This window comes from Actinorhabdospora filicis (assembly GCF_030269765.1).
GTDB classification, from domain to species: Bacteria; Actinomycetota; Actinomycetes; order Mycobacteriales; family Micromonosporaceae; genus Actinorhabdospora; species Actinorhabdospora filicis.
The window spans coordinates 455,702-470,903 of the sequence record NZ_BSTX01000003.1 but is presented as its reverse complement, the minus strand read 5'-3'; the positions used below and the strand labels follow the sequence as shown (position 1 = coordinate 470,903).

Annotated in this window: 13 protein-coding genes and 1 pseudogene; 7 read left to right on the top strand and 7 right to left on the bottom strand. The window is 70.2% G+C overall.

Annotation, left to right across the window (positions count from 1 at the left end; all coding sequences use genetic code 11):
• The first annotated feature begins 44 nt into the window (after positions 1–44).
• A complete protein-coding gene (locus tag QSK10_RS22425) occupies positions 45–749 on the top strand; it encodes an arsenate reductase/protein-tyrosine-phosphatase family protein (RefSeq protein WP_285664900.1) in 705 nt (234 codons plus the stop codon).
• Here the strand turns inward: QSK10_RS22425 and QSK10_RS22420 are convergent.
• From QSK10_RS22420 to hrpA, 3 genes are all read right to left on the bottom strand, one after another.
• Positions 724–1,206 (bottom strand): hypothetical protein, encoded by a 483-nt coding sequence (locus QSK10_RS22420; protein WP_285664899.1) that lies wholly within the window; start codon positions 1,204–1,206, stop codon positions 724–726. The genes QSK10_RS22425 and QSK10_RS22420 overlap by 26 nt on opposite strands.
• Before the next feature lie 114 nt (positions 1,207–1,320).
• Positions 1,321–1,842 carry a GNAT family N-acetyltransferase gene (locus tag QSK10_RS22415; RefSeq protein WP_285664898.1) on the bottom strand — a complete coding sequence of 174 codons (522 nt, stop codon included), beginning with the start codon at positions 1,840–1,842 and terminating at the stop codon, positions 1,321–1,323.
• Positions 1,839–5,753, bottom strand: a complete 3,915-nt coding sequence (hrpA, locus tag QSK10_RS22410) for an ATP-dependent RNA helicase HrpA (RefSeq protein ID WP_285664897.1) — start codon at positions 5,751–5,753, stop codon at positions 1,839–1,841. The genes QSK10_RS22415 and hrpA overlap by 4 nt, the downstream gene beginning before the upstream one ends.
• Positions 5,754–5,953: 200 nt before the next feature.
• Between hrpA and QSK10_RS22405 the strand changes: the two are divergent.
• The 4 genes and pseudogenes from QSK10_RS22405 to QSK10_RS22390 all read left to right on the top strand — a co-directional run.
• A pseudogene (locus QSK10_RS22405) lies at positions 5,954–6,853 on the top strand (ACP S-malonyltransferase); the annotation flags it as partial.
• A 20-nt stretch (positions 6,854–6,873) separates the two neighbouring features.
• Positions 6,874–7,830 carry a beta-ketoacyl-ACP synthase III gene (locus QSK10_RS22400; RefSeq protein ID WP_285664895.1) on the top strand — a complete coding sequence of 319 codons (957 nt, stop codon included), beginning with the start codon at positions 6,874–6,876 and terminating at the stop codon, positions 7,828–7,830.
• Between the two features lie 53 nt (positions 7,831–7,883).
• Complete coding sequence (locus QSK10_RS22395; RefSeq protein ID WP_285664894.1) at positions 7,884–8,126, top strand: acyl carrier protein; 243 nt, start codon at positions 7,884–7,886, stop codon at positions 8,124–8,126.
• On the top strand, positions 8,123–9,340 hold the full coding sequence (locus QSK10_RS22390; RefSeq protein ID WP_285664893.1) for a beta-ketoacyl-[acyl-carrier-protein] synthase family protein: 1,218 nt from the start codon (positions 8,123–8,125) through the stop codon (positions 9,338–9,340). The genes QSK10_RS22395 and QSK10_RS22390 overlap by 4 nt, the downstream gene beginning before the upstream one ends.
• Before the next feature lie 881 nt (positions 9,341–10,221).
• Here QSK10_RS22390 and QSK10_RS22385 read toward each other — a convergent pair.
• Genes QSK10_RS22385 through QSK10_RS22375 form a run of 3 tightly spaced genes read right to left on the bottom strand, consistent with a single transcriptional unit; the run spans position 10,222 to position 12,543 of the window.
• Positions 10,222–10,827 carry an MBL fold metallo-hydrolase gene (locus QSK10_RS22385; RefSeq protein ID WP_285664892.1) on the bottom strand — a complete coding sequence of 202 codons (606 nt, stop codon included), beginning with the start codon at positions 10,825–10,827 and terminating at the stop codon, positions 10,222–10,224.
• A 16-nt stretch (positions 10,828–10,843) separates the two neighbouring features.
• A complete protein-coding gene (locus tag QSK10_RS22380; RefSeq protein WP_285664891.1) occupies positions 10,844–11,413 on the bottom strand; it encodes a hypothetical protein in 570 nt (189 codons plus the stop codon).
• Between the two features lie 11 nt (positions 11,414–11,424).
• Complete coding sequence (locus tag QSK10_RS22375; protein WP_285664890.1) at positions 11,425–12,543, bottom strand: FAD-dependent monooxygenase; 1,119 nt, start codon at positions 12,541–12,543, stop codon at positions 11,425–11,427.
• Positions 12,544–12,617: 74 nt separating this feature from the next.
• Between QSK10_RS22375 and QSK10_RS22370 the strand changes: the two genes are divergently transcribed.
• Entirely contained in the window at positions 12,618–13,334 is a 717-nt protein-coding gene (locus QSK10_RS22370; RefSeq protein WP_285664889.1) for a TetR/AcrR family transcriptional regulator, read from the top strand.
• Positions 13,335–13,556: 222 nt separating this feature from the next.
• On the opposite strand, the gene QSK10_RS22365 is transcribed toward QSK10_RS22370, so the two are convergent.
• On the bottom strand, positions 13,557–13,892 hold the full coding sequence (locus QSK10_RS22365; protein WP_285664888.1) for a hypothetical protein: 336 nt from the start codon (positions 13,890–13,892) through the stop codon (positions 13,557–13,559).
• A gap of 802 nt (positions 13,893–14,694) precedes the next feature.
• Here QSK10_RS22365 and QSK10_RS22360 point away from each other — a divergent pair.
• Positions 14,695–15,186, top strand: a complete 492-nt coding sequence (locus QSK10_RS22360) for a DUF3145 domain-containing protein (RefSeq protein ID WP_285664887.1) — start codon at positions 14,695–14,697, stop codon at positions 15,184–15,186.
• Positions 15,187–15,202 lie beyond the last annotated feature (16 nt).

The window sequence follows — 15,202 nt, the reverse complement described above, 5'->3', positions numbered from 1 at the left end:
CCATCAAACTGAATTGATGCAATATCCTTCGATAGGCTTGGCGGGTGACCCCGGAGATCCTCGGACTCGCCGCCCATCCCCTGCGCTGGACGCTGCTCGCCGCGCTCGCCGACAGCGACCGGCAGGTCCGTGAGCTGACCGCGCTGGCGGGTGAGCCGCAGAACCTGGTGTCGTATCACCTGGGGAAGCTGCGCGCGGGCGGGCTGGTGCGGTCCCGGCGCAGCTCGGCCGACGGGCGCGACACGTACTACACCGCCGATCTGGGCCGCTTCGGCGCGCTGCTGTCGGACGCGGGAGCCGCTCTGCACCCGGGGCTGGCGCTGGTGCCGCCGGTGGCGCGGGTGCCCGAGGGGGTGCGCGTGCTGTTCCTGTGCACGGGCAACAGCGCGCGTTCGCAGCTCGCGGCGGCGCTGCTGCGGGCGCTCGGGGTGGCCGCCGAGAGCGCGGGGAGCCGTCCCAAGGAGCTGCATCCGCAGACCGCGCGGGTACTGGCCGAGCGCGGGCTGGACCCGGCGCGCCCGCCGCGGCCGGTGTCCGATGTGGACCCGGCGGCGTTCGCGCTGGTGGTCACCCTATGCGACCGGCTGCGGGAGGAGTGCCCGCCGTTCCCGGGGGCGGCGCACTGGAGCATCGCCGACCCCTCGGGCGCCGCGGACGTGGCGGCGGCCTTCGACGCGTGCGCCGAGGAGCTGGCCGGGCGGGTGGGGTTCCTGGCGCACCGGCTCAGTGCCGGACGGCGTGTTTCCTGAGCATGACGATCACCACCACCGAGGCCACGATCGAGGCCGCGATGCCCGCCGAGGTCAGCCGGGGCCAGAAGAACCACAGGTGGAAACCGAAGAGGTGGGTCGAGGTGATGACGCCGACGGCGATCCGGGTGGGCTTCTGCAGCCGCCACGGGAAGCTGCGGTCACGGACGAGCTGGTCGCACAGCAGGAAGACGAAGGCCGTCGCGCAGGCCTCCACCACCCAGACGCCCACGACCGTCCACCATGGAAGGTCGACGGTGGCGTGCCGGAAGCCCGCGATGCCCAGCACCGCGTCGACGCCGCCTTCCGTGGCGGTCTTGTCGGTGCCGCCGGCGCCTCTCAGCCCGAGGGTCGGCACAAGGTAGACGAACACCGACCAGGCGAGGGAGGCGACGGCGATGGCCACGCCGATCCAGCCGCGCAGGCGGTCGACTAACGGGGTCGTGGCGTTGAACATGGCGGGAGGATCCTCTCCGGTGGCCGCGCGGCCGGGGCCGTTCCCCGGGGCGTGGACAGGCTAGCGCCGCCGGGCAACACCGCCCGCGCTCGCGCGATCACCGTGAGATGGTCCCTAGCGCGCCGCCCGCTCGAAGATCAGCTCCACGCCGTCCTCGGGGTCGATCTGCTCGCCCACCTGGGCGAAGCCGAACTTGGCCGCGGTGGCCAGGGACGCCGCGTTGTCCGGCGCGATGGTCGCGCGGACGGTCACCACCGAGGGCTCCGACGCCGCCCAGGCCAGCAGCCCGGCGAGCATGCGGGTGGCGTAGCCCTTGCGGCGGTGCTCGCGGACGGTGGTGTAGGCCAGTTCCGCGGTGCCCTCGGCGTCGGGGGCGCCGTGCCATCCGGCGTGGCCGACCACACTGTCCACATCGGACACCACCAGGCGGGTGACCCAGTGGGCGTCGCCGGGGGTGTCGGCGAGCTGGTGGTAGCGGCGGCCGAACTGGCGCTTGGGGCGGGCGGTGGTGTAGTACCCGGGCAGGTCCAGGCCGAGGATCTTCGCGGCGAGGGCCACGTCGCCGTCCTGGATGGCGCCCATGGCCTCGCGCGGGACCTCTACGAAGGACAGTCCATCGTGGATGAAGGTGTTCATACGGCGCTCCTCACCGAGCTGATCGCCTTGGCGATGCGTTGTTCTGAGATCGGATAGGCCGTGCCGAGGTTCTGCGCGAAGAAGCTCACCCGCAGTTCCTCGATCATCCACCGGATGTTCTTCACGTCCACCGAGTACCGGCGGGACGCCGGAAGTTCGGCGATCAGCTTGGCGTAGGCCTCCTGGGCGTACTCCAGCTGTTCGGTCAGGTCGCGGTCGCGACCGGGGTTGGCGCCGATGCGGTCCAGGCGGCGCTCGATGGCCTCCAGGTAGCGCGGCAGGTGCTGAAGCATGTGCAGGCCGATCTGGGAGATGAAGCCCGGGTAGATCAGCCCGTCGAGCTGCTGGCGCATGTCGGTCAGCGACGGCAGCCAGGACAGGTTCGTGGTGCTCTTGAGGCGCTTGTCGAGCCTCTGCCACAGCCCCAGCACCTGGCGGGTGGACTGGACGGCGGTCTCCACGGTCGGCACGAGCTCCTGGCGGACGGCGTCGTGCAGGCGTGTGAAGGAGTCGCGGTCCCAGACCGCGCCGCCGTTGCGGGTCATGAGGTGGTCGACGGCGGCGGTGACGCAGTCCTCGAACATGTCGGGCATCTTGGCGTAGGGATTGGCCGCCAGGGCCAGCTTCGCCGGGTTCGACAGGCGCCCGAGGACGGCCTTGATCGGCGAGGGGCTGTTCAGCAGCAGCAGTCGCCGCACGCCCGCCCACATCGCGCGCTGCTGCTCGGCGGGGGTGTCCAGGAGCCGGATCGCCACCGAGGCGCCCTCGTCCACAATGGCCGGATAGGCCTTGACCTCGTAGCCGCCGCGGGTGCGCTCGTGGACGCGCGGGAGCGTCCCGAAGTCCCAGGTCTTGATGCCCTCGCGGGTCAGCCCGTCACCGGCGAGGTTCACCTCGGCGCGGATCTGGGTGGCCAGCTCGGTGCGCAGGGCCGACAGGTCGCGGCTCTCGCCGAGCCGCTTGCCCTTCTCGTCGATGATCCGGAAGGTCATCAGCAGGTGCGGCGGGATCTTGGTGAAGTCCCAGTTGCCCTGCGGCACCGACACTCCGGTGATCGCCCGCAGCGCCAGCCCGAGCTCATCGTAGAAGGAGCGTTCGGTGCGGCCCATGGTGTGCAGGGCCGCGCGGGCGTAGTCGGGGGCGGGGACGAAGTTGGTGCGCAGGCTCTTGGGCAGCGACTTCACCAGCGCGGTGGTCAGTTCCTCGCGCAGGCCCCGGATCTGCCAGGTGAACTCCTCGGGCGTCACCTGGTTGAGCACCGGGAGTGGAATGTGGACGGTCACGCCGTCGGCGGCGTCGCCCGGCTCGAACTGGTAGGACAGCCGCAACCGGATCCCCGCCGCCGACTCCCACCAGTCGGGGTAGTCGTCGCGGTTGATGCCGCCGGCGCCCTCGTTGATCAGCATCGACTTCTCGAAGCTGAGCAGATCGGGCTGCTCCTTGCGGACCCGCTTCCACCAGGTGTCGAAGTGCCGCCCGGAGACGACCTCGGCCGGGACGCGCTCCTCGTAGAAGTTGAACAGGGTCTCGTCGTCGACCAGGATGTCGCGGCGGCGGACCCGGTGCTCCAGCTCCTCCACGTCGTCGAGCAGCTCGCGGTTGTCGTGGAAGAAGCGGTGATGGGTGTTCCAGTCGCCCTCCACCAGGGCGTGCCGGATGAACAGCTCGCGGGAGGTCTCGGGGTCGATGCGCCCGAAGTTGACCTTGCGCTGCGCCACGATCGGCACGCCGTAGAGCGTCACGCGCTCCATCGCCATGACCGCCTCGGCCTTGCGCTCCCAGTGCGGCTCCGAATAGGTGCGCTTCACCAGATGCTGGGCGAGGGGCTCGATCTGCTCCGGCTCGATCTTGGCGGCGATGCGGCCCCACAGCCGCGAGGTCTCCACCAGCTCGGCCGCCATCACCCAGCGCGGGGTCTTCTTGAACAAGGAGGAACCCGGGAAGACCGCGAAACGCGCCCCCCGGGCCCCGGTGTACTCGCGCTTGTCGGTGTCCTTGAGCCCGATGTGGCTCAGCAGCCCCGAAAGAAGAGCCGTGTGGACATTGGCGGGGTCGGCCGGCACGTCGTTCTGGCGTACGCCCATGCCTTTCAGGACCTGGCGCAGCTGCGAGTGGATGTCCTGCCACTCCCGGATCCGCAGGAAGTTCAGGAAGTCGCCCTTGACCGTGCGCCGGAACTGGTTGGCCGACAGCTCCTCCTGCTGCTCCCCCAGCCAGTTCCACAGGTTCAGGTAGGCCATGAAGTCCGACTCGGGATCGGCGAAGCGGGCGTGCTTCTGATCGGCCTGCGCCTGCTTGTCGGCCGGGCGCTCGCGCGGGTCCTGAATGGACAGCGCCGCGGCGATCACCATGACCTCGCGGACGGCACCGTTGCGGTCGGCCTCGATGACCATGCGCGCCAGGCGCGGGTCCACCGGCAGCGCGGCCAGCTGGCGGCCCATCTGCGTCAGCCGCTTGCGCGGGTCCTCCGCCTTCGGGTCGATCGCGCCCAGCTCGACCAGCAGCTCCACACCGGCCTTGATGTTGCGGCGGTCCGGCGGGTCGATGAACGGGAAGGACTCGATCTCGCCCAGGCCCGCCGCCGTCATCTGCAGGATGACCGAGGCCAGGTTCGTGCGCAGGATCTCCGGATCGGTGTACTCGGCCCGCGAATTGAAGTCGGCCTCGGCGTACAGCCGGACGCAGATGCCGTCCGAGGTCCGTCCACACCGGCCCTTGCGCTGATTGGCGCTGGCCTGCGAGATCGGCTCGATCGGCAGCCGCTGCACCTTCGTGCGGTGGCTGTACCGCGAGATGCGCGCCGTCCCCGGGTCGATGACGTACTTGATGCCCGGCACCGTCAGCGAGGTCTCGGCGACGTTGGTCGCCAGCACGATCCGGCGACCGCCGTGCGGCTGGAAGATGCGCTGCTGCTCGGCCGTCGACAGCCGCGCGTACAGCGGCAGGACCTCGGTGTTGCGCAGCTTGCGCTTGTTCAGCGCGTCGGCGGTGTCGCGGATCTCGCGCTCGCCGGACAGGAAGACCAGGATGTCGCCGGGTTTCTCCAGGGACAGCTCGTCGACGGCGTCGCAGATCGCCGAGATCTGGTCGGGGTCCTCGTCGCGGTCCTCGGCGTCCTCGAAGATCGGGCGGTAGCGGACCTCGACGGGGAACGTGCGGCCGGAGACCTCGATGACCGGCGCGTCCCCGAAGTGCTGCGCGAAGCGCTCGGTCTCGATGGTCGCCGAGGTGATGATGACCTTCAGGTCCGGGCGCTTGGGCAGCAGCTGCTTGAGGTAGCCCATGATGAAGTCGATGTTCAGGCTGCGCTCGTGGGCCTCGTCGATGATGATCGTGTCGTAGCCGCGCAGCATGCGGTCCGACTGGATCTCGGCGAGCAGGATGCCGTCGGTCATCAGCTTCACGAGGGTCTTGTCGGAGACCTTGTCGGTGAAGCGGACCTTCCAGCCGACCGCCTCGCCCAGGGGCGTGTTCAGTTCCTCGGCGATGCGGGTGGCCACGGTGCGGGCGGCGATGCGGCGGGGCTGGGTGTGGCCGATGCGGCCGCGGATGCCGCGTCCGGCCTCCAGGCAGATCTTGGGGATCTGGGTGGTCTTGCCCGAGCCGGTCTCACCGGCGACGATGACGACCTGGTGGTCGCGGATGGCGGCCAGGATCTCGTCGCGGCGGCCGCTGACCGGCAGCGCCGGCGGGTATGTGATCTTCGGAACGGCGGCGCGGCGTTTGGCCACGCGCTCCTCGGCTTCCTCTATGGTCAGCGTGATCTCGTCGAGTACCGAGGACCGGGCCGCTTCGTCGCGGACACCGCGCAACCCGTCGAGCCGACGGCGCAGTCGCGCTTCGTCGGCGGGCATGAGCGCGGGCAGACGGTCGCGGAGCGCGGCGAGGGGAGAGCGTTCTGAAGCAGCCATGGCCGATCAAGAATAGGGCAGGCCGCGAGTGGGGTCGCCCGGTTTTCGCCCGGCGCGGGCGCGGGTGTGACGCCCGTTCCATTACCCGTCGGTTTGGGTACACACACCAGCCCCTTTTGTAGGGTTCATACAAAAGTCTTCGGTTGATCTCGTACGGGGCGCTCTCGACCGCAGAGTGACGCGTAGGCGACAGTCGTTAGGTGCTTGCTCTCTTGGCTCCCGGCCAGGGCTCCCAGAAGCCCGGCTTCCTCACCCCCTGGCTCGACCTGCCCGGCGCCACCGAGCGCCTGAGGGCGTGGTCGGAGGTCGCGGGGGTCGACCTCGTCCACCTCGGCACCGAGGCCGACGCCGAGGAGATCAAGGACACCGCGAAGACGCAGCCGCTGCTCGTCGCCGCCGGTCTGCTCGCGGCCGGCCACCTGCCGCTGGGCGACGTCCCCGTCTTCGCCGGTCACTCCATCGGTGAGATCACCGCCTCGGCGCTGGCCGGGGTGTTCTCCCCGGAGAGCGCGATGACCCTCGCGGCCGTCCGCGGCCGCGAGATGGCCGCCGCGTGCGCGCTGGAGGAGACCACGATGGCCGCCGTCCTCGGCGGCGACGCCGGTGAGGTGACCGCCGCGATCGAGGCCGCCGGCGCCTACCCCGCCAACGTGAACGGCGCCGGTCAGATCGTGGCCGCCGGTTCGGTGGAGGCCATCGCGAAACTCGCCGCGCAGCCGCCCGCGAAGGCCCGCGTGATCGCCCTCCAGGTCGCCGGCGCGTTCCACACCCCGTACATGGCTCCCGCCCGCGAGGCCCTCGAAGGGCTCGCCGGGGGCATCGAGACCGCCGACCCGCGCGCGACGCTGCTGTCGAACGCCGACGGTTCGGCCGTCGGCGACGGCGCCGAGGTGCTGGCCCGGCTCGTCCGGCAGGTGACCTCCCCGGTCCGCTGGGACGAGTGCATGAACACCCTGGCCGAGCTGGGCGTCACCGCCCTGATCGAGCTGCCGCCCGCCGGGACTCTGGCCGGGCTCGCCAAGCGCGCCCTCAAGGGCATCGAGATCGTCACGGTGAACACGCCGGACGACCTGGCCAAGGCGCGCGATCTGATCGCCCGCACCCTGCCTGGAGGCAACCTGTGACAACCGGCGTCAACGGGACGAAGGTCATCGGCTTCGGCCACTACCAGCCCTCGAAGGTCCTCACCAACGAGGATCTGGCGAAGATGGTCGACACCAACGACGAGTGGATCGTCAGCCGCGTCGGCATCAAGGAGCGGCGCATCGCCGAGCACGAGTCGGTCGCCGACATGGCCACCGCCGCCGCCGAGATGGCGCTGTCCAAGTCGGGTCTGACCGCCGAGGACATCGACATCGTCGTCGTGGCCACGTGCAGCGCGATCGACCGCGTCCCGAACGTCGCCTCCACCGTCGCGGCCCGCCTCGGCGTCGCCTCGCCGGCCGCGATGGACGTCAACACCGCCTGCTCCGGCTTCTCCCACGCCGTCGCCGTCGCCGACCACGCGATCCGCGCGGGCTCGGCGACGAAGGCCGTCGTGGTGGGCGTCGAGAAGCTCTCCGACTTCACCGACTGGACCGACCGCTCCACCGCGGTGCTCTTCGGCGACGGCGCGGGCGCGGTCGTGCTCACCGGCGTCGAGGACGGCGAGGAGCCCGGCGTCGGACCCGTCGTGTGGGGCTCGGTGCCCGAGATGAGCACCGCCGTGCGCATCACCGCCGAGGACCCCCACATCAAGCAGGACGGCCAGTCGGTGTTCCGCTGGGCCACCACGACGCTGGCGCCCCTGGCCCGCAAGACCGCCGAGGCCGCCGACGTCAAGATCGAGGACGTCGGCGCGGTGGTCTTCCACCAGGCCAACCTGCGCATCATCGAGGGCATCGCCAAGCGCCTGGGCGCCGACAACGCCGTCATCGCCAAGGACATCGTCGGCTCCGGCAACACCTCGGCGGCCTCGGTGCCGCTGGCCCTGTCGAAGATGATCGAGGCCGGCGAGGTCCCCTCCGGCGCCCCGATCCTGCTCTTCGCCTTCGGCGGCGGGCTGACCTACGCCGGACAGATCATCCGCTGCCCCTGAGGCGGCCCCTGTACCTTTGCTCACCGTTAACAACCCGGAAGGAAAATGCCGAAATGACCCGTGAAGAGATCCGTGAGGGCCTGGCCGAAATCCTCGAAGAGGTCGCCGGTGTGAACCCGGAGGAGGCCCTTGAGGAGAAGTCCTTCACCGATGACCTGGACGTCGACTCGCTGTCCATGGTCGAGGTCGTCGTGGCCGCCGAGGAGCGCTTCGAGGTGAAGATCCCGGACGACGAGGTTCAGAACCTCAAGACGGTCGGCGACGCCGTGTCGTTCATCGAGACGGCTCGCGCGTGACCGACGTAGTCGTCACCGGACTTGGCGCGACGACCCCGCTCGGCGGGGACGTCGCGTCCACCTGGGCGGCCATGCTCGAAGGCCGCTCAGGCGTCTCCGCGCTGCCCGAGTGGGCCGCGCAGCTCCCCGCCCGCATCGCGGCGCAGCTCGCGGTGGAGCCGTCCGAGAAGATCGACCGCGTCAAGTTGCGCCGCCTCGACCGCAGCGAGCAGATCGCCATCATCGCCGCGCACGAGGCCTGGGCCGACTCCGGTCTGGCCGCCGTGGACGACCAGGTGGACAAGTACCGGCTCGGCGTCTGCTTCGGCTCCGGCATCGGCGGTGCCCTGACCCTGCTCGCCCAGGACGACATCCTGGAGCAGTCGGGCCCCCGCCGCGTGTCGCCCCACACCGTCCCGATGCTCATGCCGAACGGCCCCGCCGCCTGGGTGGGCCTGGAGCTGGGCGCGAAGGCGGGCGTCCACGCCCCCACCAGCGCCTGCGCCACCGGCAACGAAGCCATCGCCTGGGGCCTGGACATGATCCGCTCCGGCCGTGCCGACATCGTCGTCGCGGGCGGCTGCGAAGCCGTCATCCACGCCCTCCCCCTGGCCGGGTTCGCCTCCATGCGCGCCCTGTCCACCCGCAACGACGAGCCCGAGCGCGCCTCCCGTCCCTGGGACAAGAACCGCGACGGCTTCGTCATGGGCGAAGGCGCCGGCGCGATCGTCCTGGAACGCGCCGACCACGCCGCCGCCCGCGGCGCCAAGGTCTACGCCCGCGTCGCCGGAGCCGGCATGACCTCCGACGGCTTCGACATCGTCCAGCCCGACCCCGAGGGCGGCATCCGCGCGATGCAGTTCGCCCTCAAGGACGCCGGTCTCACCGGCAAGGACATCGTGCACGTCAACGCGCACGCCACGTCCACCCCCGTCGGCGACATGGGCGAGGTCCGCGGCATCAAGACCGCCATCGGCGACCACGTCCTGCTCACCAGCACCAAGTCGATGACCGGCCACCTCCTCGGCGGCGCCGGAGCGGTGGAGTCGATCGCGGCGATCCTCGCCGTCAAGAACAACATCGTCCCGCCCACCATCAACCTGGAAGAGCCCGACGAGGAACTCACCCTCGAAGTGGCCGCGGGCAAGGCACGCGAACTGACCGTCACGGCGGCCCTGAACAACTCCTTCGGATTCGGCGGCCACAACGCCTCGATCCTGTACGTCAAGGCGTAAAGAAGGAAGAAGCAAGAGGTAAGACAAGACCCGGAGAGAGCGGGCCCCCCGGCAGGGAAGAACGCCGGGCCGGGCCCCTCTCCGGGCACGAACACGCGCAGACGTCGCGCGGATGAAAAGACCAGGCCACGCGAGGCGAAGGCGAACCCCGTGGCTTGAAGCCGGGCAAGGTGACTGGCAGGCAACGAGGTCAAAACCCGGGCACGGACAAAAGCTCGTTGTAGTAGAGCAGCAACGAGACGGCCCGTAAGCCGCAAGACAACACGGCCCCGAGACCAGATCCGCGGGAGCTCGCCCGGGATAGGAGAGGTGGATCCTCCGTCGGTCGGCCAGACGTGGTTTCAGAACGAGGGTTCTGGGGGTGTCAAGCCGCGTTCTTTGGCTTGACACCCCCAGGTTCCTCGTTCAGCGTCGCTTTGGCCGGCCAGAGGAGGAGACGCCTCCCGAGAGAGGTCCGGCGTCCAGGGGCCGCACCCCTGGTCGGGTCCTAGGGGTGAAACCCCTGACCAGACGGCGACCGTGTCATAGCCGCAACGCCGTGGATACATAGCAGACGAACGATCCGCGGGGCGCCAAACAAGAAGCACGACAAGCCCCAACAGGCGTCGGAAACACACGACCCCCGGCCTAGAGACGACCACGAAGACCGGGTGAAACGGCCTCGGGTGACGGGTGAAGGCTGCACCGGGGAGAGCCCCTGCGTGTGGTAGCGCCGCTCGCGCTGGGTGTGCTGGGTGTGCTGGGTGTGCTGGGTGTGCTGGGTGTGCTGGGTGTGCTGGGTGTGCTGGGTGTGCTGGGTGTGCTGGGTGTGCTGGGTGTGCTGGGTGCGCTGGGTGCGCTGGGTGCGCTGGGTGCGCTGGGTGCGCTGGGCAGCCCACCCCCTAAACCGAAACCTCCCCCCCATCCCCAACCCTGCTATAAGCCACCCCCGCCTTCATCTCCATCCACCGATCCACCAGCGCATTCCCCTCCGCACTATTCACCTTGTCGTGAATAGGATGCGCCCGCCGCGGCCGCACCGCCCGCACAAAATCAATCGCCTCCCCCAGCTTCATCCAAGGCCCACCCCCCGGAACCAGCAGCGTCCCCACCCGCACCTCCGGCACGAACAGCGAATCCCCCGGGTGATAAACCACCCCACTGGGCGCGTCCACCAGAAACCCCAGGTTCGCCACCCCCGGCAACCCCTCATAGATCTCCGCGTGCGTCCCCCCGACCGCCTCCACGAGGAACCCCGCGATGGTCCGCACCTCCCCCACCTCAATGGGCACGGCCGAATCGATCCCCTTGGCCACATCGGGATGAGCGTGAACCCGCACCCCCTCCAGCAGAGCGGGGTTCAGGTGATCGGCGTGCTCATGGGTGATCAGCACGTCGGTGACCCCGTCGAGAATCTCGGGCGAAGCCCAGATCCCCGGGTCGATGACCAGCGCACGGTCACCGTCATCGAAGCGAACGCAGGCATGATTGTGCTTGGTCAAGCGCATGCCACCGAGCCTAAGCTCACCAGCGCGGCCCGATGGAGAGCTTCCCGAGTTCGGCGACCAGCGCGGCACCCTTCTTCCCGCTAGCCGAGAGCCGGATGACGGCCCCATCGGCGAACCGGATGTCGACCACCGGCCCGGCAGAGGCAGAAGCAGAGGCAGAGGCAGAGCCACCGCCATCGTAGGTACGCACGGAGTCGACGGCCCGCCACACGGTCAGGCTCTCCTTCGCCTTCTTCCCCTTCCCCCGCAACGCCCGCCGCACCCCCGGAAACAGCAACAGCGGCAGCAACGGCACCAGCACGATGAACAACGCGTAAGCCGCGATCTCCCCCAGCATGTTCACGATCACCGGCACCCCACCGATCACGGCGAGAACGAGGAGCGTCAGCCCGATCGGCAGACTCGCCACCCCGAACGGCTTCTGCCCGATGACCACGCCCCCGCCGATGAGCGCGGCGAGCATCCACAGCGCGGAGAGCGCCACCGCGCCATCGGACAGCAGCACGTCCCAGACGCCGATCGGCACGATGCGCAGGCCCCGGTGCCCCGCCTCCACCTCGACATTCCCACCCGGCTGAGCCGTCACTCCTCGTACAGTCACGCCGAGAGGGTACGCGGCCGCCGCACCAGCGACACCGCCCGGACGCCCAGGTTGCGCACCGCCAGCGCGGCCCCACTCCCCGGCACGATCAGCCCGCTCGCCAGCCCCACCCCGCGCTGCTTGGCCTCGGTGCGGACGCGGTGGCGGCTCTCGTAGCGGGCGAGGGCGTCGCCGCCCCGGGCGAGTTCCTCGGCGAGGGTGTGGGCGCCGACCATGGCGGTGCTCGACCCGTCCCCGAACAGCGACACGCAGCTGGCGGCGTCGCCGACGAGGGCGACGCGGCCGCGTGACCAGGTGGGTGTGACGACGCGGGCGACGGCGTCCAGGTAGAGGTCCTCGGCCTCGGCGGCGCGGGCGGCGAGCTCGGGGGCGCGCCAGCCGGCGTCGGCGTAGGAGTCGCGGACGAGCCGCCGGTGCGCGGCGGTGTCGCGGTGGTCGTGGGCGGTGGTGTCGCCGCGGAAGATGAACGCGGCGAGCGCGCGGCCGCGCGAGGGGTGGACGGACAGCGCGCGGCCGGGAGTGTTGTGGATGAGCACTTCACGGGGGTCGGGGTCCTCGTCGGGCAGCGCGGTGGTGGCGACGAACAGGCCGAGGCCGTGGACGTAGTCGCGTTCGGGGCCGAAGACGAGGCGGCGGACGCCGGAGTGCAGCCCGTCGGCGCCGATGACGTGGCCGAAGCGGCGGGGCGGGTGCGCGGCGAAGGTGACGTCGGCGCCTCCGTCGTCTTGGGTGATGGCGGTGATGTGGTCGCCGTTCAGGTACTCCACGGCTCCGGTGTCCACGGCGGCGCGGGCGAGGACGGCGGCGAGGTCGCCGCGCGGGATCTCCACGCCGTTGGCGTCGTTGGTGGGGAGGCGGAGGCTGCCGACCCGGCGTCCGGAGCGGTTCAGGACGGTCATGCGGTCGGTGCGGGTGGCGAGTTCGCGCAGTTCGGGCACGAGGCCCATGCCCTCGGCGACATCGAGGGCCTCGCCGCGCACGTCGACGGGCGCACCGCTGGAGCGCGTCCCGGCGGCCTTCTCGACGACGGTGACGGTGAAGCCGTTCCGGGCGAGCCAGAACGCGAGGGTGGAACCGGCGATGCCGCCGCCGGAGACGAGCACGGTGGAAGTCATGCCCAGGAGATTACTGCACTCAATGCAGCTTTGCAATGAATGCAGCTCTACAGTGAGTGCCGTAGGATGGCGGCATGGCCCAGACCCTGCGAGAACGCAAGCGCGAACGCACCCGCGCCGCCATCATCGAGGCCGCCACGGACCTCATCGAGCGGAACGGATACGACGCGACGACCGTCGCCGACATCGCCGCCGCCGCCGAGATCGGCACGCGGACCTTCTTCAGCTACTTCGCCACGAAGGAAGAGGTGCTGTTCCCCGGGTCGGACGCGCGCATCCAGCGGTCCCTGGACGCCATCGCCGCCCGCGAGCCGCACGACCGGCCGGTGGACGTCCTCCTGGCCGCCCTCGGCGGACTCGGCGCGGCCGGGGCGGACATGGTGGGACGCACGGCGGCGCTCCGGCTCCGGCTGACCCGGACGGTACCGGCGGTGAGAGGTGCCGCGCTGACCCGTCAGCTGGAGGCGCAGGAGCAGATCGCGGCGGCCCTGCGCGAGGCCTACCCGGAGGAGCTCGACGAGGTGACGGCGGGCGCGCTGGTGGGAGCGTTCACAGGGGCGATCACGGGTGCGCTCCAGGCGCTCCTGCGGGACGGGGAGGGCGAGCCGGACGGGGCCGAGCCGCTGGACCCGGACGCGATGCGAGCACGGCTGGAGAGGGCGATCGCGGTGGCGCTGGCGCCCTGGAAGACGGAGAAGGCGGAGAAGACGGGGAAGACCGAGCGCGGCGGGCGGGCCGAGGGGCTTGTGGGCGGCGGCTCGGGGGATGAGAATCGGACGAGCACGCTCTAGAAGCGCAGGTCGCGAAGGGTGGTCCCCACGGGCGTGGGGGTGAACCGCCCGGCGAACTCTACGTCCAGGAGCTGTACTTGTGCTCCACACGGGCGTGGGGGTGAACCGAGCTTGCGGAGCCCTGCGGTGAGTTCCGGGCCGTGGTCCCCACCAACGCGGGGCACATAAAAGCGCCCGGGTCATCGACCCGGGCGCTTTCAAACCTATCGGCCTACCGGCGACTTACTCGCCGCCGAAGACACCGGCCTCGGCGAGACGCTTGTTCGTCGCGTCCCAGCCGTCCGAGGGGAACTGGGTGGCGAGGGCCTCCAGCTCGGCCTGGATCTTCGCGCCGTGACCCGCGGCACCGAGCACGCGGATCTCCTCGACGAACTTCTCAGAGTTGGTCGCGGCGTGCACGGTCTTGCCGTTGGTGAGGTTACGGACGTAGGCGTGCTTGCCCTGGTTGAGCGGGATGAGGTACTTGAACTCACCGAGCACGCTCAGCGCGCCGCCCGCCTGGCCTGCCTGGCCGGCGCGGACTGATGCGCGCGCGGTCTTAGACGTGTTGCTGGCCACGCAGCTACTCCTCACGAAATCGGTCTTTGCAAGGCTGCCTTGCAGAGAACTTGGAATCGGCCGCCAGTGACGGCGGTCGAGTCAGCCTCTACGCGCCATTACATGGGACCGTACAACCCTACAGGCCGCCGCCCGGAGACGGCCAGCGCGGTCGGGTCGCGCAGGTCACTCGCCGTGATCGGGTCCTGAAGACCCGCCACTGACGCTCTCACACGCGCCTTCCGGCCGGTGATCCGGCCCATACCCACGCCCGGCTCGCGCCCACACCCGGCGAGCACCCGCGTCCCGCCCGTGCCCGTCGGACCGGCCCCCACCGGACGGGTACTCCATCGAACACGCCCTATCGGACGGGCCGCGTCCGGGCAAGGTGCCGTCCGCCCCGTGTCGTTCACCGGGTCGGCACGGCCTCTTAAGAGCTTCGCCATTACGGAAGGTATCTGCGGCCACCGGCACGCGCTCTCTTGAGAGAGATCCACCCGTCCGAGATCCCCGAAGGCCCCCGAGAACCCCGTCCCCGGGCGACCCCCGCGCCCGAAGCGTCCACATTCGCACCCCGGCCAACCGGGCAACTTTACCCGATCAACCGAGAACGCATCCGGCCCACAGCGGAGTGGAGCCGACGGTGACTCCCCGTATTCTCCACGTTGGACGGCCGGAATCCCGGCGGTCCAATCTGGCCGAATCACTGGCGCGAGGCACGGCCCATAAGTCAAGATGGGGATCGGCTCGCGGGTACGGGCCGTCTTGTGGTTCGCCAGGTGCGTTGGGGGAAGGCGCATCACGACAACCCAGGAGGTAGCACGTGCCCACGCGAGGGGTCGTTTACGTCCACTCCAGCCCACCCGCCGTGTGTCCGCACGTCGAGTGGGCGATCGGCAGGGTGCTGGTCACCCCGGCGACGCTGGAGTGGTCGAAGCAGTCCGCAGACCCTACGACGCTGCGGACCGAATGCACGTGGTCGGGTGCCGCCGGCACCGGGTCGCAGATAGCCGCTGCCCTCAAGCAGTGGCCGATGCTCCGGTTCGAGGTCACCGAGGAGCCCTCGCCGGGCGTCGACGGCGAGCGCATCATGTACGTCCCCGGACGCGGTGTGTTCCGCGCGACGATGAGCGCCAACGGCGATCTGGTGGTCCCGGAGGACCGCCTGCGCGCGCTGCTGAGCGGTAATCCGGGTGCCGAAGCGATCCGGCACAGCGTGGAGAAACTCCTCGGCGCCTCCTGGGACACCGAGCTGGAGCCCTTCCGCCACGCCGGAGACGGTGCGCCGGCGACATGGTTGACACAGGTGAGTTAGTCCGGGTTAGCCTTTT

Bases quoted from the DNA above. Each gene is read 5' to 3' on its own strand.
- QSK10_RS22420 (WP_285664899.1), bottom strand. From the start codon at position 1,206: ATGTTCAACGCCACGACCCCGTTAGTCGACCGCCTGCGCGGCTGGATC.
- QSK10_RS22415 (WP_285664898.1), bottom strand. From the start codon at position 1,842: ATGAACACCTTCATCCACGATGGACTGTCCTTCGTAGAGGTCCCGCGC.
- hrpA (WP_285664897.1), bottom strand. From the start codon at position 5,753: ATGGCTGCTTCAGAACGCTCTCCCCTCGCCGCGCTCCGCGACCGTCTG.
- QSK10_RS22395 (WP_285664894.1), top strand. From the start codon at position 7,884: ATGACCCGTGAAGAGATCCGTGAGGGCCTGGCCGAAATCCTCGAAGAG.
- QSK10_RS22385 (WP_285664892.1), bottom strand. From the start codon at position 10,827: ATGCGCTTGACCAAGCACAATCATGCCTGCGTTCGCTTCGATGACGGT.
- QSK10_RS22375 (WP_285664890.1), bottom strand. From the start codon at position 12,543: ATGACTTCCACCGTGCTCGTCTCCGGCGGCGGCATCGCCGGTTCCACC.
- QSK10_RS22370 (WP_285664889.1), top strand. From the start codon at position 12,618: ATGGCCCAGACCCTGCGAGAACGCAAGCGCGAACGCACCCGCGCCGCC.